Genomic DNA, 19547 nt, shown 5'->3' on the forward strand with positions numbered 1-19547 from the left:
AAGTCCGCCGGAGGAAGCTCGCTGATGACAACGCCGACGTACCGCCAGGTTCCCGCCCAGGTCGACCTGCCCGCGCTCGAGCACGCCGTGCTCGACTTCTGGCGCGAGCAGAAGATCTTCGCCAAGACCCTGGAACAGTCCGAGGGCCGCCCCGAGTGGGTGTTCTACGAGGGCCCGCCCACGGCCAACGGCATGCCGGGGGCCCACCACATCGAGGCGCGCGTCTTCAAGGACGTCTTCCCCCGCTTCCGCACCATGCGCGGCTACCACGTGGCCCGCAAGGCCGGCTGGGACTGCCACGGCCTGCCGGTCGAGATCGCCGTGGAGAAGGAGCTCGGCTTCAACGGCAAGAAGGACATCGAGGCGTACGGCATCGCCGAGTTCAACGCCAAGTGCCGCGACTCCGTGACCCGCCACACCGACGCCTTCACCGAGCTCACGAACCGCATGGGCTACTGGGTCGACCTGGACGACGCGTACCGCACGATGGACCCCGAGTACGTGGACTCCGTCTGGTGGTCGCTGAAGGAGATCTTCAACAAGGGGCTGCTGGTCCAGGACTACCGCGTCGCCCCCTGGTGCCCGCGCGACGAGACGGGTCTGTCGGACCACGAGCTGGCGCAGGGCTACGAGACGATCGTCGACCCGTCGGTGTACGTCCGTTTCCCGCTCACCTCCGGTCCGCTCGCCGGCCAGGCAGCGCTCCTGGTGTGGACGACGACCCCGTGGACGCTGGTCTCCAACACCGCCGTCGCCGCGCACCCCGCCGTCAGGTACGTCGTCGCGACGAACGGCGAGGAGAGGCTCGTCGTCGCGGAGCCGCTCGTCGAGAAGGCCCTCGGCGAGGGCTGGGAGGTCACGGGCGAGACCTTCACCGGCGCCGAGATGGAGCACTGGACCTACCAACGCCCGTTCGAGCTGGTCGAGTTCCCGGAACCGGCCCACTACGTGGTCAACGCCGAGTACGTGACGACCGAGGACGGTACGGGGCTGGTCCACCAGTCCCCCGCCTTCGGCGAGGACGACCTCAAGGTCTGCCGCACGTACGGCCTCCCCGTCGTGAACCCGGTCCGCCGGGACGGCACCTTCGAGGAGGACGTCCCCCTCGTGGGCGGCGTCTTCTTCAAGAAGGCGGACGAGAAGCTCACCGAGGACCTCCACAACCGCGGTCTGCTCTTCAAGCACATCCCGTACGAGCACAGCTACCCGCACTGCTGGCGCTGCCACACCGCGCTCCTCTACTACGCGCAGCCGTCCTGGTACATCCGCACCACGGCCGTCAAGGACCGCCTCCTCCAGGAGAACGAGAAGACCAACTGGTTCCCGGACTCCGTCAAGCACGGCCGTTTCGGCGACTGGCTGAACAACAACATCGACTGGGCGCTCTCCCGCAGCCGCTACTGGGGCACCCCGCTGCCCATCTGGACTTGCGAGGACGGCCACCTCACCTGCGTCGGCTCCCGCGCCGAACTGACCGAGCTGACCGGCACCGACCAGTCGGAGCTCGACCCGCACCGCCCGTTCATCGACGACGTCACCTTCGCCTGCCCGACGTGCCGGAAGACGGCCACGCGCGTACCGGAGGTCATCGACGCCTGGTACGACTCGGGTTCGATGCCGTTCGCGCAGTGGGGCTACCCGCACAAGAACAAGGAGCTCTTCGAGAGCCGCTACCCGGCGCAGTTCATCTCGGAGGCCATCGACCAGACACGCGGGTGGTTCTACACCCTCATGGCCGTCGGCACGCTCGTCTTCGACAAGTCGTCGTACGAGAACGTCGTCTGCCTCGGTCACATCCTCGCCGAGGACGGCCGCAAGATGTCCAAGCACCTGGGCAACATCCTGCAGCCGATCCCGCTGATGGAACAGCACGGAGCGGACGCGGTCCGCTGGTTCATGGCGGCCGGCGGCTCCCCGTGGGCGGCCCGCCGCGTCGGCCACGGCACCATCCAGGAGGTCGTCCGCAAGACGCTCCTCACGTACTGGAACACGGTCGCCTTCCAGGCCCTGTACGCCCGCACGTCCGACTGGGCACCCGGCGAGGCCGATCCGGCCCCGGCGGACCGGCCGGTCCTCGACCGCTGGCTCCTGTCCGAACTCCACGCGCTCACCGACCAGGTGACGCAGGCCCTGGAGTCGTACGACACCCAGCGCGCCGGAAAGCTGCTCTCGGCGTTCGTCGACGACCTGTCCAACTGGTACGTACGCCGTTCCCGTCGCCGCTTCTGGCAGGGCGACAAGGCGGCGCTGCGCACCCTGCACGAGGTCGTCGAGACGGTCACCAAGCTGCTGGCCCCGCTGACCCCGTTCATCACCGAGCGGGTCTGGCAGGACCTGGTGGTGCCGGTCAGCCCCGACGCCCCCGAGTCGGTGCACCTGGCGTCCTGGCCGCAGGCGGACCTGTCCGCCATCGACCCGGAACTGTCGAAGCAGATGGTCCTGGTACGACGACTGGTGGAGCTGGGCCGTGCCACGCGCGCGGAGTCGGGTGTGAAGACACGTCAGCCGCTGCGGCGCGCGCTGATCGCGGCGACGGGCTTCGGCTCCCTCGACGCCGAGCTGCACGCGCAGATCACGGAGGAGCTGAACGTCGAGTCACTGGCGTCGCTGTCCGAGGTGGGCGGTTCGCTGGTCGACACGACGGCGAAGGCCAACTTCCGTGCGCTGGGCAAGCGGTTCGGCAAGCGGGTCCAGGACGTGGCGAAGGCCGTCGCGAACGCGGACGCCGCCGCCCTGTCCCTGGCCCTGCGCGAGGGCACGGCATCGGTGGAGGTCGACGGCGAGACGGTCACGCTCGCCCCTGACGAGGTCATCATCACGGAGACCCCGCGCGAGGGCTGGTCGGTGGCGTCCGACTCGGGCGCGACGGTCGCCCTCGACCTGGAGATCACGGAGCAGCTGCGTCAGGCGGGCCTGGCCCGGGACGCGATCCGCCTGATCCAGGAGGCCCGCAAGAACAGCGGCCTCGACGTGGCCGACCGCATCGCGCTGCGCTGGACGTCCACGGACCCGGCCGTCGTCGCGGCCCTGTCCGAGCACTCCGGCCTCATCGCCGACGAGGTCCTCGCGAGTGACTTCGCCCAGGGTGAGACGGACGACACCTACGGATCCCCGTTCACGGACGAGGGTCTGTCCCTGACGTTCCGCCTGCGCAAGGCGTAACCCGGGGCACACCGACACACGAAGGCCCGGGCGGTCCAAGAAGATCTTGGCGCACCCGGGCCTTCGGCGTTGCGTACGCAGGACACCTGCACCGGCACCCGAACACGCACGGCAAAGCCCGGGACGCGCACGGCAAAAGGGCGGGGCCCCGGATGAAAATCCGGGGCCCCGCCCTGAACGCTGCCGACGCCTACGGCGTACTCATAACCGTCAGTTGTCGTCCTCGTCGATGAGGAAGCCGCGCATCGGCGAGGGAGCCTGGCCCATCGGCGACGGGCCCTGCGGCCGTACCGGCGCCATCGGCTGGGTCATCGCCGGGGACATCTGCTGCTGGCCGCCGTAGGACGGACCGGCAGGAGACGGGCCGCCGCCCATGCCCTGGTTGCCGCCGCCGTACGACGGGGCACTGGCGCCTGCCGGAGCCATGGAAGGCGCCGGGGACGGCGGCAGCGACGCGGCCGCCGGAGCGCGCGGCGGTGCCAGCGAGTCGTCCGCCTGGGTCTCCAACTGACGCAGCTGCGACTCCAGGTAGGACTTCAGACGCGTGCGGTACTCGCGCTCGAAGCCACGCAGGTCCTCGACCTTGCGCTCCAGCGTGGCGCGGGCGGACTCCAGGGAGCCCATCGCGACACGGTGCTTCTCCTGCGCGTCCCGCTCCAGGGCGTCGGCCTTGGCACGGGCGTCACGCTCAAGACCCTCGGCACGCGAACGCGCCTCACCGACGATCTTGTTGGCCTCGGAACGTGCCTCGGCGATCGCCTGGTCGGCGGTCTGCTGAGCCAGCGAGAGGACGCGGGCGGCGCTGTCGCCACCGGGGCCCTGACCGGGACCGCCCATGGGACCGCCCATCGGGCCACCCATCTGCTGGTGCATGGGGGGCTGGCCACCCATCGGGCCCTGACCCATCGGACCCTGGCCCATCTGACCGGGACCCTGCGGGCCGCCCTGGCCACCACCGGGACCGGCAGGCAGCTGCGGTGCACCGCTCGGCAGCTGGGGCGGGCCACCCATGGGGCCACCCATCTGCTGCTGCGGCGGGCCAGATATTCCGGCCGGCACCGGAGAGCCGGGACCTCGCATGCCCTGCTGCGGCATACCCTGCTGAGGCATGCCTTGCTGCGGCATTCCCTGCTGAGGCATACCCTGCTGCTGCATGCCTCCCTGTTGCTGCATGCCGCCCTGCTGCTGGTCCTGTTGCTGCTCCGGGGGCTTGCGCATGTTCTGCTGATTCTGGGCAGCAGCGCGCGTGGCCGCCGCCAGCTTGGCGCGCAGGTCCTCGTTCTCGCGGAGCAGGCGAGTCAGTTCGGCTTCGACCTCGTCGAGGAAGGCATCGACCTCGTCCTCGTCATAGCCTTCTCGGAGGCGGACGGTCGTGAACTGCTTGTTCCGCACGTCCTCGGGGGTCAACGGCATCTCTTCACCTCAACGTAGTCGTCGGCATTCGGCAAGACCGTATCGTTCACAGCCGGCTCACGACGGAGATCAGGATGTAGACGATGATCATCAGTACGAAGAAGGACAGGTCGAGCGCCACGCCCCCGAGACGCAGCGGCGGAATGAACCGCCGCAGAAGCTTGAGCGGTGGATCAGTGACAGTGTAGGTGGCCTCCAGAACGACCACCATCGCCTTGCCGGGTTGCCACGAGCGGGCGAACTGGAAGACGTAGTCCATGACCAACCGGAAGATCAGCACGATGAGGAAGCACATCAGCGCGATGTAGATGACATCCAGAACCACGCTCATTGCCTGCGCTTCCCTCTCCCCTGATCCGTACTGCTGGGTCCTACTTGTACTGCCGTTTCCGGTCCTGCGTCTCAGCTCTGGTTGAAGAACCCGCCCTCTGCGATGCGGGCCTTGTCCTCCGCCGTGACATCGACGTTAGCAGGCGACAACAGGAACACCTTCTGCGTCACCCGCTCGATGCTGCCGTGAAGACCAAACACCAAACCGGCCGCAAAGTCGACAAGTCGCTTCGCGTCTGTGTCATCCATCTCAGTCAGATTCATGATCACCGGGGTGCCCTCACGGAAGTGTTCCCCGATGGTACGGGCCTCGTTGTAGGTCCGGGGGTGAAGTGTCGTGATCCGGTAAGGCTCTCGTTCCGACACGACCTTGGGCATGATCACCGGTGCGTTCTTCTCCAGGCTTGCGCGTTCTTGTGTGATGGATGCCACGGGCGCGATGCGCGCCGGGCGCCCGGATTCCGCGCCTAGCGAAGCGGATCGGGGCAGCGGGTCGCGTGACACCGGAGGTTGCACCACTCGTACCGGTTCGTCCCTTTCAGGCTGATGTGCCTGGTGGGACTGGTGCGAGCTGTGCGGCTGGTGCGACAGCTCATGCCGTCGCCGGTCGCGCTCGGGCTCCGGATCCAGCTCGGGTTCGAAGTCGTCGTCGGGATCAAAACCGCGGCCGTCGTACCCATCGTCCTCCACGAGGCCGAGGTAGACCGCCATCTTGCGCATCGCGCCGGCCATTCTCTGAGTCCTCCGCTCTGTGGTGGATCGGCTGACGACTGCCAAGTGCCCGCGATCCACGAGGTCGTTATGCCCGCTATGCTGCGGTAATGACCATATTTTCTGCTGTGGTCCGACTTCCTGGCGACGTTACCCGAGCCTGGGGCGTACTCCGAGTACCGCCGTACCGACGCGTACATGTGTCGCTCCGGCCGCCACGGCTTGTTCGAGGTCCGCACTCATCCCTGCGGAGACCATGTTCGCAGCCGGATGCGCTCGGCGCAGGTCCGTCGACAAATCCATCAGCCGCTCGAACGCCGCCTGTTCGCGCCCCGCGTACTCCCCGGTGAGCGGAGCGACGGTCATCAGCCCGTCGAGCCGCAGCCCCGGGGCGTCGGCGACGAGGTCGGCCAACTCCGCGATCCCGCCAGGCCCTACGCCACCCCGCTCCCCTCTCCCGCTCGCTCCCGCGTCGAGCGCCACCTGGATCAGGCAGCCCACTTCGCGCCCGACCCGCACGGCCTCCTTCGACAGGGCAGTCACCAGCTTGGAACGATCGACGGACTGCACAAGATCCGCGTAACCGACCACGGATCGCACTTTATTGGTCTGCAACTGACCGACGAAGTGCCAGACAAGGGGCAAGTCGGCACATTCCGCGGCCTTCGGTGCCGCATCCTGGTCGCGGTTCTCGGCGACATGACGCACGCCGAGTTCCGCCAGCATCCGCACATCCCTCGCGGGGTGGGTCTTGGTGACCACGATCAGCGTGACGTCCCCGCGCTCCCGCCCGGCGGCCGCACACGCGGCGGCGATGCGCTCCTCCACCTTCGCCAGGTTTCCGGCGAGTTCGTCCTTACGGTCCGTCATGCCCCTCAGTCCAGCCACACATATCCCGCGAGTCGCCCCGTGGTGCGATCGCGGCGGTACGAGAAGTGGTCCCCCGACTCCAGCGTGCACACCGGCGACTGCTCCCGGTCGTGCACCCCGAGCCGCTCGAGCTGCGCGTGCACGCCGGCGGTCACGTCGACCGCGGGAGTGCCCCAGCTCGTCTCGGCGTGCGCCGCCGGTTCGACGGCGGCCACCTCGGCGCGCATGGCGTCCGGCACTTCGTAGCACCGGCCGCAGACGGCGGGTCCGGTGCGGGCGACGATCCGGGACGGTTCGGCACCGAGTTTCGTCATGGCCCGTACGGCGGCGGGGACGACCCCGGCGATCATGCCGGGCCGGCCCGCGTGGGCCGCGGCGGCGACCTTGGCGACCGGGTCGGCGAGCAGCACGGGAGTGCAGTCGGCCGTGAGGACGGCGAGGACCAGTCCGCGCCGGGCGGTGACGACCGCGTCGACCGAGGGGATCGGCTCGGCGGAACCCCAGGGCCGGTCCACCACCGCCACGTCGGCCCCGTGCACCTGGTTCATCCAGACCACCTGGGCGGCGTCGAGCCCCAGGGACTTGGCGGCCAGTTCACGGTTGGCGCGTACGGCTTCGGGGTCGTCGCCGACCGCTCCGCCGAGGTTGAGCTCCTCGTACGGAACGGCGCTCACCCCGCCCCACCTGTCGGTGAAGGCGAAGTGCGCGCCGTTCACAGTGCTCGTTCCGGAGCGCTGATCTATCACTTCAGGAAGTCCGGCACGTCCAGTTCCTCGGCCGCGCTGTCCGAGTAGGACCGCGACGGCGGGACCGGCGGGGAGACCGGAAGGTCGGCCACCGGCTCGGGAGCCTGCTCCGACTCCTCCTTGGGCGTCACGCTGCCGAGCGAGCCGAAGGACGGGCGGCTCTCGGTCTGCCGTACCGGGGTGGGCTCCTCACGGCGGCCCGAGGACGAGGACGACGAGGCCGAACCGAGGACGTTGTCCCGGCGGGCCGGCGGCTGGCCGCCGTCGAAGCCTGCCGCGATCACGGTGACCCGGACTTCGTCACCGAGGGCGTCGTCGATGACCGCGCCGAAGATGATGTTGGCCTCGGGGTGGGCGGCCTCGCTCACCAGCTGGGCGGCCTCGTTGATCTCGAACAGGCCGAGGTCGGAACCGCCGGAGATGGAGAGAAGGACACCTCGGGCGCCGTCGATGGACGCCTCAAGGAGCGGCGAGGAGATCGCCATCTCGGCCGCGGCCACCGCGCGGTCGTCGCCGCGGGCCGAACCGATGCCCATCAGGGCCGAGCCGGCCTCGGACATGACCGACTTGACGTCGGCGAAGTCGAGGTTGATCAGACCGGGGGTGGTGATGAGGTCGGTAATGCCCTGGACACCGGAGAGCAGGACCTGGTCCGCCGACTTGAAGGCGTCGAGGACCGAGACCTGGCGGTCCGAGATGGACAGCAGCCGGTCGTTCGGGATGACGATGAGGGTGTCGACCTCTTCGCGGAGTTCGGCGATGCCGTCCTCGGCCTGGTTGGCGCGGCGCCGTCCCTCGAAGGTGAACGGGCGCGTGACCACGCCGATGGTGAGGGCGCCCAGGGTGCGTGCGATGTTGGCCACGACGGGGGCGCCGCCGGTGCCGGTGCCGCCGCCTTCACCGGCCGTCACGAAGACCATGTCGGCCCCCTTGAGGACCTCCTCGATCTCCTCGCGGTGGTCCTCGGCGGCCTTGCGGCCCACGGCCGGGTTGGCTCCGGCGCCGAGTCCGCGGGTGAGTTCGCGGCCGACGTCGAGTTTGACGTCGGCGTCGCTCATCAACAGCGCCTGCGCGTCGGTGTTGATGGCGATGAACTCGACGCCCTTGAGACCGACCTCGATCATCCGGTTGATGGCATTGACACCACCGCCGCCGACACCGATGACTTTGATGACTGCGAGGTAGTTCTGCGGTGCTGCCACGTCGAAGGCCTCTCGCCTCGAGTTACGTGTCGCCGCCTCGCGGCGTTGCCGCGGTCCGACGACTGATGCCGATTGGGACGGTCCGTATCGCCGACCCGAACCCTAACGTTGAAGTTTAGGGTTACCAGTGTGTCTGTTCCCTGGAGTCTTCTGAACAGGACACTAAGTCGACAAGTGGCGCACGTTCAACGAACACGCCGAACCTCCCGTTTTTCTTTTCACCCTATGTGATCAGCCATAGCGCTGCCCAACCAGGGTGCTGGCCTGCGCGGATGTGCGTCAACTCCCCGATGACGCGGGCGCCGTGGGAACGCTGACGTCGAAGTACCGCGCTTCGGGAGAGGCTTTCATGAGAGCCGTGAGCGTACGGGCCTTCGCGGCCCCCTTCTCGCCGCTCCCCCAGGCGACGGTCCGCCCGTCGCTCAACTCCAGTGAGATGTCGTCGTACGAACGCACCTTGACGGCCTGGGTCCGATGCGCGACGGCGGCCGGAAGGGCACGGGCGACGCGGACCGCCTCCCGCACCAATCGGCCCTCGCCGAACCGGCGCAGGCTCGCGGCGCGCGAGCCCGGCTGAGACAGCGTCAATTCCAGAGCGGGCACGCCTTTCGGAGCCTCGGAAACCGTGGCGAATCGGACACCTTCATCGTCCACTTCGACAAAGTTTCCGCCCTTTTGGACAAGCAGAACCGGAGTACGCTCAGTCACTTTCAGCCCGATTCCGTGGGGCCAGGAACGCGCTACGTCAACCACGTCAATTCGGGGCAATTTCCGGCGCAGTCGTGCCTCAATCGCGTCGGTGTCGATGGAAATCAGCGGCGATCCGACCGGCACATCGGCGGCCTCGCGGACCTGCGCGGGCGTCAGAACCCTGGTCCCGGAGACCGATACCTGCTCCACGCGCAGCCAGTTCGAGCCGTACAGGACCCAGACGGATCCGGCTCCGACGAGCACCAGCGCGACCGCGAGAATGATGATCGTACGAAGGCGGGGGGTGGTGATCCTCCGGACAGGCGGCGGGCCGGACGACTCCTGCTGGCGTTCTCCGCGCTCGGCGGTCGTCGATCCGGCCACGCTTCCTGCCTTCCGGTCATACGGGCCTCGGTGCGGTCCTATCGGCGTGCACGGTTGGCGGCGATCGCCTCGTACACCATGGCGACGAGCAGGTCGTCGGCGTCCCGGCGGCCGAACTCGCCCGCCGAACGGGACATCTGGTACAGCCGGTGCGGATCGGCGAGCACGGGCAGTACGTTCTGCTGCACCCACTCGGGCGTCAGGTCCGCGTCGTCGACCAGGAGTCCGCCGCCGGCCTTGACCACCGGCTGGGCGTTCAGCCGCTGTTCGCCGTTGCCGATGGGCAGCGGGACATAGGCGGCCGGCAGTCCGACGGCGGAGAGTTCGGCGACGGTCATCGCGCCCGCGCGGCAGAGCATCATGTCGGCCGCGGCGTACGCGAGGTCCATCCGGTCCACGTACGGTACCGGGATGTACGGGGGCATCCCCGGCATCTGGTGCACCTGCGGCAGTTCGTTCTTCGGGCCGACCGCGTGCAGGACCTGGATCCCGGCCTGCTGGAGGTACGGCGCGACCTGCTGGACCACCTCGTTGAGCCGGCGCGCGCCCTGCGAGCCGCCGGAGACCAGCAGCGTCGGCAGGTTCGGGTCGAGCCCGAAGGCCGCGCGGGCCTCGGGACGCATGGCCGCCCGGTCGAGGGTGGCGATGGAGCGGCGCAGCGGGATGCCGATGTAGCGGGCGTCGCGCAGCTTGCTGTCCGGGGTGGAGACGGCGACCTTGGCGGCGTACCGGGAGCCGATCTTGTTGGCGAGGCCGGGACGGGCGTTGGCCTCGTGGATGATGATCGGCACCCCGAGGCGCTTGGCGGCGAGATAGCCGGGCAGGGCCACGTACCCGCCGAAGCCGACGACGGCGTCCGCCTTGGTGCGCTCCAGGATCTGCTCGGCGGCCTTGATCGTGCCGCGCAGCCGGCCCGGGACGGTGATCAGTTCGGGGGTCGGCTTGCGTGGCAGGGGTACCGCGGGGATCAGCGCGAGGTCATAGCCCCGCTCCGGTACGAGCCGGGTCTCCAGGCCGCGCTCCGTGCCCAGGGCCGTGATTCCCACGGTCGGGTCCTGCCTGCGCAGGGCGTCCGCGAGGGCGAGCGCGGGCTCGATGTGGCCGGCGGTCCCCCCACCGGCGAGTACGACATGCACCGAAATTCACCGCTCTCCGGACGAACGCGCCGCCTTGGCACGCCGTCTCATCGTGTTCCATCTCCGAGGCCCCCGCACAGGGCCTCCCGCCCGCTTTCTACCAAAGCGGGGTTGCCGCATCGAAAGCGCCATCCGCGCAGCGGGATCCTCACGCGCGAAGGCGATCAGCAACCCGATGGCGAACATGGTCGGCAGCAGGGCGGACCCTCCGTAGGAGAACAGCGGAAGGGGGACACCGGCGATGGGCAGCAGGCCGAGCACCGCACCCATGTTGATCACCGCCTGTGCGGTGATCCAGGTGGTCACACCTCCCGCGGCATACCTCACGAAGGGGTCCTCCGTGCGTCCGGCCACGCGGATACCCGCATAGCCTAGGGCCGCGAAGAGGGCGAGCACGGACAGCGTCCCCGCCAGGCCCAGTTCCTCACCGGTGACGGCGAAGATGAAGTCCGTGTGCGCTTCCGGGAGTTGGCCCCATTTTTCCACACTCGCGCCGAGCCCGGAACCGAAGAGTCCGCCGGAGGCGAGGGCGTAGATGCCGTGCACGGCCTGCCAGCAGTCGGCCACTCCGGACTTCGGCTCGGTGGCGCCGATGCACTGCAGCCGGGCCATGCGGTTGGGGCTGGTCTTGATGAGGATCACACCGAGCGTGGCGGCGATCGACAGCACCCCGACGAACAGCCGGGTCGGCGCGCCCGCCAGCCAGAGCAGGCCGAAGAGGATCGCGGTGAGGATGATCGCCGTACCCATGTCGCCGCCGAGCATGATCAGCCCGAGCAGCATGAAGGCGACCGGCACGAGCGGTACGAGCATGTGCTTCCACTGGGTCAGCAGCTTCTTGTCCTGCTTGCGGGCGAGCAGGTCGGCGCCCCACAGCACGAGGGCGAGCTTGCCGAACTCACTGGGCTGGATCTGGAACGAGCCGCCCAGGGAGATCCAGTTCTGGTTGCCGTTGACCGACATCCCTATCCCCGGGATCTGCACGAGGGCCATCAGGAAGACGGCGCCCGCGAGGATCGGGTAGGCGAGCGCCCGGTGCAGCTTCACCGGCATGCGGGAGGCGACCAGCATCAGCACCCCGCCGATGACGGCCGCGAGGAGCTGCTTGCGGAAGAAGTAAGAGCCCGGCAGGGACATCTGCAGGGCGGTGATCTGGGAGGCCGAGTAGACCATCACCAGTCCGAGGACGGTGATCAGCAGACTGCCGCCGAGGATCAGGTAGTACGCGGTCAGCGGCCGGTCCCAGGCGCGGCGGGCGCGCAGGTACAGGCCGAGGATCGGGTTCTCGCGCGATGCCCGGGGGGTGGCGGGACGTCTGACGGGCCGCTGCACGGGCGGCCTCCCGGTACGGCTACCGGGCATCGCAGACCTCACAGTACGTCGACGGTCCCACGCGTCCCTCCCAAGGTCCGCCCGGCAGGCGGCCGGGTCAGGCGCCGAGTTCGCGAACCGCCTCCGCGAACGCGTCACCGCGCTGGTTGTAGTTGGTGAACATGTCCATGGAGGCACAGGCCGGGGCCAGCAGGACCGTGTCGCCCGCGGCGGCGAGCCGCTTCGCTTCCTGGACTGCCTGGAGCATCGCCCCAGTGTCGGTCCGGTCGAGGTCGACGACGGGTACTTCCGGGGCGTGTCGCGCCAGGGCTTCGCGGATCAGGGCCCGGTCCGCGCCGATGAGGACGGCACCTCGCAGCCGCTTCGCCGCCCCCGTCACCAACTCGTCGAAGGTCGCGCCCTTGGCGAGACCGCCCGCGATCCACACGATCGACTCGTAGGCCGCCAACGAGGCTTCCGCGGCGTGGGTGTTGGTGGCCTTGGAGTCGTCGACGTACGCGACGCCGTCGATGTCGGCCACGTGCGCGATGCGGTGGGCGTCCGGCGTGAAGGCCCTCAGGCCGTCCCGTACGGCCGTCGCGGGCACTCCGAAGGCCCGTGCGAGGGCGGCCGCCGCAAGGGCGTTGGCGATGTTGTGGGGGGCGGGCGGGTTGACGTCGGAGACCTCCGCCAGCTCCTGGGCGTTCTTGTGCCGGTCCTCCACGAAGGCGCGGTCGACCAGGATGCCGTCCACCACGCCGAGTTGGGAGGGCGCTGGCGCGCCGAGGGTGAAGCCGATGGCCCGGCAGCCCTCCTCGACGTCCGCCTCGCGGACCAGGTCCTCGGTGGCCGGGTCGGCGAGGTTGTAGACGCAGGCGACGCGATTGCCCTCGTAGATGCGGCCCTTGTCGGCGGCGTACGCCGCCATGGAGCCGTGCCAGTCGAGGTGGTCGGGCGCCAGGTTCAGGACGGCGGCGGAGTGGGCACGCAGCGAGGGCGCCCAGTGGAGCTGGTAGCTCGACAGCTCCACCGCGAGCACGTCGTACTGCTCCTCGCCGAGGACCGCGTCGAGGAGCGAGACGCCGATGTTGCCGACCGCCGCCGTGCGCAGGCCCGCCGCCTTCAGGATGGAGGCGAGCATCTGGACGGTCGTGGTCTTGCCGTTGGTGCCGGTGACGGCGAGCCAGGGCGCGGCGTCGGGTCCGCGCAGCCGCCAGGCGAGTTCGACGTCGCCCCAGACCGGCACGCCGGCCACGCGTGCCGCCGCGAACAGTGGCTTGTCCGGCTTCCAGCCGGGGGCGGTGACGATGAGTTCGGTGCCCTCCGGCAGGGTCGCGCCGTCACCGAGGCGCACGGTGATGCCGAGGGCCTCCAGTTCGGCCGCCTGGGCACGGGCCGGCTCGTCGTCGCCGTCGTTGACGACCGTGACGAGAGCGCCGCGTTCGTGCAGCACCTTGGCGGCCGGGATGCCGGAGACGCCGAGCCCGGCGACAGTGACGCGCTTGCCCTGCCAGTCGGTCACTTGTCCGCCGCCCATCCCGCGTAGAACAGGCCCAGGCCGACGATCACACAGATGCCCTGGATGATCCAGAAGCGGACCACCACAAGGACTTCGGACCACCCCTTGAGTTCGAAGTGGTGCTGGAGTGGCGCCATGCGGAAGACGCGCTTGCCGGTCATGCGGAAGGAGCCGACCTGGATGACGACCGACATGGTGATGAGGACGAACAGGCCGCCGAGGAGGGCGATCAGCAGCTCGGTGCGCGAGCAGATCGCGAGACCGGCGAGTACACCGCCGAGGGCCAGCGAACCGGTGTCGCCCATGAAGATCTTGGCGGGTGAGGTGTTCCACCACAGGAAGCCGAGGCAGGCGCCCATCAGCGCGGAGGCGATGACCGCGAGGTCGAGCGGATCGCGCACCTCGTAACAGGCGCCCGGATTGGTCAGGCTCTCGCCGTTGGCGCAGGACTCCTGGAACTGCCAGACACCGATGAAGGTGTAGGCGCCGAAGACGAGGACGGAGGCGCCGGTGGCCAAACCGTCCAGACCGTCCGTCAGGTTCACGCCGTTCGACATCGCGAGGATCATGAACAGCGCCCAGACGACGAACAGCACCGGGCCGATCGTCCAGCCGAAGTCCGTGATGAACGACAGCTTCGTGGAGGCCGGGGTGTTGCCGCGGACGTCCGCGAACTGCAGCGAGAGCACCGCGAAGCTGATGCCGACGATCAGCTGGCCGGCCATCTTGGCCTTGGCCCGCAGGCCCAGCGAACGCCGCTTGACGATCTTGATGTAATCGTCGAGGAAGCCGACCAGACCCATGCCGACCATCAGGCCGAGCACCAGCAGACCGGAGTAGGTCGGGGTGTAGCCGGTGATGACCTTCGACAGGAAGTAGGCGGCGACCGTCGCGAAGATGAAGGCGATGCCGCCCATGGTCGGCGTACCGCGCTTGCTGCCGTGCGTGCGCGGGCCGTCGTCGCGGATGTACTGGCCGTAGCCCTTGCGGGCGAGCAGCTTGATCAGCAGCGGGGTGCCGACCAGGGTCAGGAAGAGGCCAATGACTCCTGCGAACAGGATCTGCTTCATCATCGGGCTGCGACCTCACCCTCGGCACCGGTTGCCAGCAGCGCCTCGGCGATGCTCTCCAGGCCGACCGAACGGGACGCCTTCACGAGGACGACGTCTCCCGGGCGCAACTCGCTGCGCAACAGGTCGATCGCCGCCTGTGCGTCGGACACGTGCACCGACTCCTCACCCCACGAACCCTCGTTATATGCGCCCAGTTGCAGCCAGGACGCTTCCCTGCCCCCGACCGCGACGAGCTTGCCGACATTGAGCCGGACGGCGAGCCGTCCGACCGCGTCGTGCTCGGCGAGCGCCTCGTCCCCGAGCTCGGCCATCTTGCCGAGCACCGCCCAGGTCCGCCGCCCCCTGCCCATGGCCACGAGCGCGCGCAGGGCGGCTCGCATGGACTCGGGGTTCGCGTTGTAGGCGTCGTTGACGACCGTCACGCCGTCCGGGCGCTCGGTGACCTCCATACGCCAGCGGGAGAGGGAGCCCGCCTCGGAGAGCGCGGTGGCGATCTCTTCCGCGGACATGCCCAGCTCGTGGGCGACGGCGGCCGCGGCGAGCGCGTTCGACACGTGGTGCTCACCGTACAGGCGCATGGTCACTTCACTTGCACCGGAGGGTGTGTGAAGCAGGAAGGCGGGCTGTCCGCTGTCCGTGAGTCTCACGTTCTCGGCGCGTACGTCCGCTTCGCCGGACTCTCCGAAAAGGATCACCTTCGCCTTCGTACGGGACGCCATGGCCCGTACGAGCGGATCGTCCGCGTTGAGGATCGCGGCACCGCCCTCGTCCTCCGGGGGAAGGGCCTCCACGAGCTCGCCCTTGGCCTGCGCGATCTGCTCCCGGCCGCCGAACTCGCCGATGTGGGCGGTCCCGACGTTGAGGACGAGGCCGATCTTCGGCGGCGTCAGATCGGCGAGGTAGCGGATGTGGCCGATGCCGCGGGCGCCCATCTCCAGGACGAGGAACCGCGTCTCCTCGGTGGCGCTGAGCGCGGTCAGCGGCAGCCCGATCTCGTTGTTGAGCGAGCCGGGCGTGAAGACGGTCGGCGCCTTGTGCCGGAGCACCTGGGCGATCAGGTCCTTGGTGCTCGTCTTGCCGGCGGATCCGGTGAGGGCGACGAGGGTCGCGCCGAGCCGTCGTACGACATGACGCGCGAGGGCGCCGAGAGCCGTCTGGACGTCCTCGACGACGATCGCGGGCACGCCGACGGGGCGCGACGCCAGTACGGCGACCGCGCCCGCTTCGACGACCGCCTGTGCGAAGTCGTGGCCGTCCACGCGCTCGCCGACGAAGGCGACGAAGAGGGTGCCGGGCCCCGCCTCGCGGGAGTCCCGGACGACCGGTCCGGTGACCTGCACGGACGGATCCGGTATGTCGTGCGTCTGCCCGCCGACGACTGAGGCGATCTCGGCGAGAGAGAGGGCGATCACAAGTTCATCCCTGGGTCTTCTGGATAGCTTCGCGAAGCACCTGGCGGTCGTCGAAGGGACGGACCACCCCGGCGATGTCCTGGCCCTGCTCGTGGCCCTTGCCCGCGACCAGCACCGTGTCGCCGGGCCGTGCGCGGGACACGGCGGCGGCGATCGCGGCGGCCCGGTCCTCGAAGACCTGGACCTCGCCGCGCTCGTGTGCCGGTACGGACGCCGCGCCCTGGAGCATGGTTGCGAGGATCGCGAGGGGATCCTCGGAACGGGGGTTGTCGGAGGTCAGTACGGCGGTGTCGGCGAGCCGGGCCGCGGCGGCGCCCATCGGCATCCGCTTGGTCTTGTCCCGGTCGCCGCCGCAGCCGAGCACGATGTGCAGCCGGCCCTCGGTGACCTTGCGCAGCGCGCGCAGCACCGATTCCACGGCGTCCGTCTTGTGGGCGTAGTCGACGACCGCGAGGTAGGCCTGCCCGGCGTCCACCCGCTCCAGTCGGCCCGGCACACCGGGCACGGCGGCGATGCCGTCGGCCGCGGTCTGCGGGTCGAGGCCGGCGGCGGCGAGGGCGGCGATCGCGGCGAGGGTGTTCGCCACGTTGAAGGTTCCGGCGAGCGGCGACCTGGCCGTGATCCGCTCCCGCTCGGGGCCGATCACGGTGAACGTCGAGTCCATGGGCCCGACTTGGACGTCCTCGGCGCGCCAGTCGGCGTCCGGGTGGCCCTCGGCGGAGAAGGTGATGACCGGGACGGTGGCCTCCTTGGCCAGCCTGCGCCCGTACTCGTCGTCGAGGTTGACGACGCCGAGCCTGCTGCGTTTCGGCGTGAACAGCCGGGCCTTGGCCTGGAAGTAGTCCTCCATGTCGGAGTGGAACTCCATGTGTTCCGGGCTCAGGTTGGTGAAGACGGCGATGTCGAAGACGCAGCCGTCGACCCGGCCGAGGACCAGGGCGTGGCTGGAGACCTCCATGGCGACCGCCTCGACCCCGCGCTCACGCATGACGGCGAACAGGGCCTGGAGGTCGGTGGCTTCGGGGGTGGTGCGTTCGGACTTGATGCGCTCGTCGCCGATGCGCATCTCCACCGTGCCGATGAGGCCGGTGGACTTGGACGTCTTCAGGCCGCCCTCGACGAGGTAGGCGGTGGTGGTCTTGCCGGACGTGCCGGTGATGCCGATCTGGAGCAGGGCGGGGCCCGGGTGGCCGTAGATCGTGGCGGCCAGTTCGCCCATCTCCGCGCGCGGGTCGTCGACGACCAGCATCGGGAGCCCGGTGGCGGCGGCCCGCTCGGCGCCCGTCGGGTCGGTCAGCACGGCGACCGCGCCGAGGCCCGCGGCCTGGGTGACGAAGTCGGCGCCGTGCAGGCGGGCGCCCGGGAGGGCGGCGTACAGGTCGCCGGGGCGGACGGCACGGGAGTCGTGGGTGATGCCCGAGACTCCGGCCGCGCTCTTCGGGGCCTCCGGCTGCACGACACCCAGCTGATCGGCGAGCTCCGCGAGGGGTGTGGCGGAGATCCGGACCGGCCTGGGCGGACCCGGATATGTCACGGGTGCGCCCTTCTGGGTGGTTTGGGACTGATCGGCGTGTGGCACGGCGGTGAGCGTACCGGGCGCACCCGCTTCGGAGCGAAGTGAGGGCACTGGCGTGCCCTGGTTGCTGGAATCGGGGGTGATCGTTGTCACGAGCTGGTTCCTGGGGGTTCCGTGCTGAACAGAGATGATCAGGGTGTGAAGGCGACCGGAAGTTTCGCGGCCTTGGCCCCGGTGGGCGGTACCTGGAGGGTCTTGAGGGCGAACTCCATCACCTGCTTGTAGACGGGGCCGCAGATCTGGCCGCCGAAGTAGCTGCCCTCGGTGGCGTTCTGGATCGCGCAGTAGACGGTGACGCGAGGCTTGTCGGCGGGGGCGAATCCGGCGAAGGACGAGGTGTAGCCCTTGTACTTGCCGGTGGCCGGATCCACACGGTTGGCCGTACCCGTCTTGCCCGCGACCCGGTAGCCGGGGATGCGTGCCTTCGTACCGGTGCCCTCCACGTCGTCCACGACGGACTCCAGCATCCGGGCGAGGGTCGTGGCCGTCCTGGCGCTGACGACCCTTGTCTTCTTCGGCTGAGCGGCCGGGGTGAAGCGTCCGTCGGGTCCCTTCGTGCCGCGCACGAGCGTGGGCTCGACGCGGACACCGCCGTTGGCGATGGTCGAGTAGACCGACGCCGCCTGCATCGCGTTGAGGGACACGCCCTGGCCGAAAGGAATCGTGTACTGCTGCGAGGTCGACCACTTGTCGGGCCCGGCGAGGATGCCGGGCGTCTCGCCCGGGAAGCCGAGCCCGGTGTAGCTGCCCAGGCCGAACTTGCGCAGGTACGAGTAGAGGACCTGGTTGGCCTGCGCCTGCGTGGTGCCGAGTTGCCCGGTGGCCAGGATCGTGCCGATGTTGCTGGACTTGGCGAGCACGCCGTTGAGCGTGAGGTACCAGGTCGGGTGGTCGATGTCGTCCTTGAAGAGCCGGTCGCCGCGGTGCAGGCGGTTGGGCACCACGACATGGGTGTCGGGGGTGGCGACCTTCTCCTCCAGTACGGCGGCCATCGACATGACCTTCGCGGTGGAGCCGGGCTCGTACGCGTCCTGGAGCGCCGCGTTGCCCATGTTGAGTCCGCTCGCCTTGGACAGGTCGTTCGGGTCGAAGCCGGGCGAGTTGGCCATGGCGAGGACCTGGCCGGTCCGGGTGTCCTGCACGATCACATAGCCGCGGTCCGCCTTGGACTTCTCGACCTGCTCGGTGATCGCGTTCTGCGCGGCCCACTGGATGTCGCGGTCGATGGTGAGCTCGACGTCGCTGCCGGGCACGGCGGGCGTCTCGGTGGAGCCCACGGTCGGCACCTGGCGGCCCCCGGACTGGGCGTAGCGGATCTTGCCGTCCTTGCCGGACAGCAGGCCGTTCAGCTGCTGCTCGACACCGCCGCCGCCCTTGCCCTCGGCGTTGACCCAGCCCAGTATCCCGGCGGCGAGATCGCCGTTCGGGTACACGCGCTTGCTGGTGGGCACGGAGAGGACGCCCGCGAGGACGTTGACCGTGCTCGGGTCGGTCTCGGACTTGGTGGACAGCGCGGTCTTCAGGTCCTTGATCTGCTTCCAGACCTGCGGGGTCTGCCGGTTGGCGAGCACGACGTAGCGGAGGTTCTTGTCCGCGGGCCTGAGCTTCTTGACGATCGTGTCCTGCTCCTGGCCGAGGATCGGGGCGAGCAGGGCGGCCGCCTGCTCGGGTCCGTCGTCGATCTTCAACTGCTTGCGGTTGAACAGCGTGGGGTCCGCGGTGATGTTGTAGGCGTCCTCGCTGGTCGCCAGGGCCACGCCGTCGCGGTCGGTGATCCCGCCGCGCTCGGCGGCCAGGGTGTAGCCGACGTACCGGTTCTGCTGGGCCTTGGCGGCGTACGTGCTGGCGTCGACGGCCTGCACCTGGAGCAGTCGTACGACGAAGGCGATCAGCACGAGGGTCAGCGCCAGGCCGACCATGCGCAGCCGGGGCCGGGGGCTGCCCAGCCGGATGACACGAGGGGCCGCGGGGCGGGACGCCGCCGGGCGGCGAGGCGGTCGGGCGCCGGGGCC

Annotated in this window: 15 protein-coding genes; 1 reads left to right on the forward strand and 14 read right to left on the reverse strand. The window is 69.4% G+C overall.

Annotated features, from left to right (window positions below; all coding sequences use genetic code 11):
* Nucleotides 1–24 precede the first annotated feature (24 nt).
* Entirely contained in the window at nt 25–3162 is a 3138-nt protein-coding gene (ileS, locus tag ACWBNA_RS40665) for an isoleucine--tRNA ligase (protein WP_482709610.1), read from the forward strand.
* A gap of 210 nt (nt 3163–3372) precedes the next feature.
* On the opposite strand, the gene ACWBNA_RS40670 is transcribed toward ileS, so the two are convergent.
* The 14 genes from ACWBNA_RS40670 to ACWBNA_RS40735 form a co-directional block, all read right to left on the reverse strand.
* Nucleotides 3373–4575, reverse strand: coding sequence for a DivIVA domain-containing protein (locus ACWBNA_RS40670; protein WP_482709611.1), 1203 nt, complete (start codon nt 4573–4575; stop codon nt 3373–3375).
* 46 nt (nt 4576–4621) lie between these two features.
* Nucleotides 4622–4906: a YggT family protein gene (locus ACWBNA_RS40675; RefSeq protein ID WP_030596379.1), complete on the reverse strand. Its 285-nt coding sequence runs from the start codon at nt 4904–4906 to the stop codon at nt 4622–4624.
* A gap of 71 nt (nt 4907–4977) precedes the next feature.
* On the reverse strand, nt 4978–5637 hold the full coding sequence (locus ACWBNA_RS40680; RefSeq protein WP_482709612.1) for a cell division protein SepF: 660 nt from the start codon (nt 5635–5637) through the stop codon (nt 4978–4980).
* 129 nt (nt 5638–5766) lie between these two features.
* Nucleotides 5767–6486, reverse strand: a complete 720-nt coding sequence (locus tag ACWBNA_RS40685) for a YggS family pyridoxal phosphate-dependent enzyme (RefSeq protein ID WP_482709613.1) — start codon at nt 6484–6486, stop codon at nt 5767–5769.
* Nucleotides 6487–6491: 5 nt separating this feature from the next.
* On the reverse strand, nt 6492–7202 hold the full coding sequence (pgeF, locus tag ACWBNA_RS40690) for a peptidoglycan editing factor PgeF (protein WP_482709614.1): 711 nt from the start codon (nt 7200–7202) through the stop codon (nt 6492–6494).
* A gap of 26 nt (nt 7203–7228) precedes the next feature.
* The gene (gene ftsZ / locus ACWBNA_RS40695; protein WP_217237244.1) at nt 7229–8434 is read right to left on the reverse strand and encodes a cell division protein FtsZ; all 1206 of its coding nucleotides are present in this window, start codon (nt 8432–8434) and stop codon (nt 7229–7231) included.
* A gap of 279 nt (nt 8435–8713) precedes the next feature.
* Nucleotides 8714–9508 carry a cell division protein FtsQ gene (gene ftsQ, locus ACWBNA_RS40700; RefSeq protein ID WP_482709615.1) on the reverse strand — a complete coding sequence of 265 codons (795 nt, stop codon included), beginning with the start codon at nt 9506–9508 and terminating at the stop codon, nt 8714–8716.
* A 38-nt stretch (nt 9509–9546) separates the two neighbouring features.
* Nucleotides 9547–10644: an undecaprenyldiphospho-muramoylpentapeptide beta-N-acetylglucosaminyltransferase gene (murG, locus tag ACWBNA_RS40705; RefSeq protein ID WP_482709617.1), complete on the reverse strand. Its 1098-nt coding sequence runs from the start codon at nt 10642–10644 to the stop codon at nt 9547–9549.
* A 6-nt stretch (nt 10645–10650) separates the two neighbouring features.
* Nucleotides 10651–12006 (reverse strand): putative lipid II flippase FtsW, encoded by a 1356-nt coding sequence (ftsW, locus tag ACWBNA_RS40710; RefSeq protein ID WP_482709618.1) that lies wholly within the window; start codon nt 12004–12006, stop codon nt 10651–10653.
* A 67-nt stretch (nt 12007–12073) separates the two neighbouring features.
* A complete protein-coding gene (murD, locus tag ACWBNA_RS40715; protein WP_482709619.1) occupies nt 12074–13492 on the reverse strand; it encodes a UDP-N-acetylmuramoyl-L-alanine--D-glutamate ligase in 1419 nt (472 codons plus the stop codon).
* Nucleotides 13474–14544 carry a phospho-N-acetylmuramoyl-pentapeptide-transferase gene (mraY, locus tag ACWBNA_RS40720; protein ID WP_383860815.1) on the reverse strand — a complete coding sequence of 357 codons (1071 nt, stop codon included), beginning with the start codon at nt 14542–14544 and terminating at the stop codon, nt 13474–13476. Before mraY ends, murD begins: the two co-directional genes overlap by 19 nt.
* Nucleotides 14544–15959 (reverse strand): UDP-N-acetylmuramoyl-tripeptide--D-alanyl-D-alanine ligase, encoded by a 1416-nt coding sequence (locus ACWBNA_RS40725; protein WP_482709620.1) that lies wholly within the window; start codon nt 15957–15959, stop codon nt 14544–14546. Before ACWBNA_RS40725 ends, mraY begins: the two co-directional genes overlap by 1 nt.
* A gap of 4 nt (nt 15960–15963) precedes the next feature.
* Nucleotides 15964–17493 (reverse strand): UDP-N-acetylmuramoyl-L-alanyl-D-glutamate--2,6-diaminopimelate ligase, encoded by a 1530-nt coding sequence (locus tag ACWBNA_RS40730; protein ID WP_482709621.1) that lies wholly within the window; start codon nt 17491–17493, stop codon nt 15964–15966.
* Between the two features lie 173 nt (nt 17494–17666).
* Nucleotides 17667–19547, reverse strand: a 1881-nt coding sequence (locus tag ACWBNA_RS40735; protein ID WP_482709623.1) for a peptidoglycan D,D-transpeptidase FtsI family protein, incomplete at its 5' end; no start/stop codon positions are given.

The sequence above is a fragment of the Streptomyces sp. Q2 genome (genome assembly GCF_056820935.1).

Coding starts and splice junctions, on each gene's coding strand:
- ileS (WP_482709610.1), top strand. CDS start 25: ATGACAACGCCGACGTACCGCCAGGTTCCCGCCCAGGTCGACCTGCCC.
- ACWBNA_RS40670 (WP_482709611.1), bottom strand. CDS start 4,575: ATGCCGTTGACCCCCGAGGACGTGCGGAACAAGCAGTTCACGACCGTC.
- ACWBNA_RS40675 (WP_030596379.1), bottom strand. CDS start 4,906: ATGAGCGTGGTTCTGGATGTCATCTACATCGCGCTGATGTGCTTCCTC.
- ACWBNA_RS40680 (WP_482709612.1), bottom strand. CDS start 5,637: ATGGCCGGCGCGATGCGCAAGATGGCGGTCTACCTCGGCCTCGTGGAG.
- ACWBNA_RS40685 (WP_482709613.1), bottom strand. CDS start 6,486: ATGACGGACCGTAAGGACGAACTCGCCGGAAACCTGGCGAAGGTGGAG.
- ftsW (WP_482709618.1), bottom strand. CDS start 12,006: ATGCCCGGTAGCCGTACCGGGAGGCCGCCCGTGCAGCGGCCCGTCAGA.
- murD (WP_482709619.1), bottom strand. CDS start 13,492: ATGGGCGGCGGACAAGTGACCGACTGGCAGGGCAAGCGCGTCACTGTC.
- mraY (WP_383860815.1), bottom strand. CDS start 14,544: ATGAAGCAGATCCTGTTCGCAGGAGTCATTGGCCTCTTCCTGACCCTG.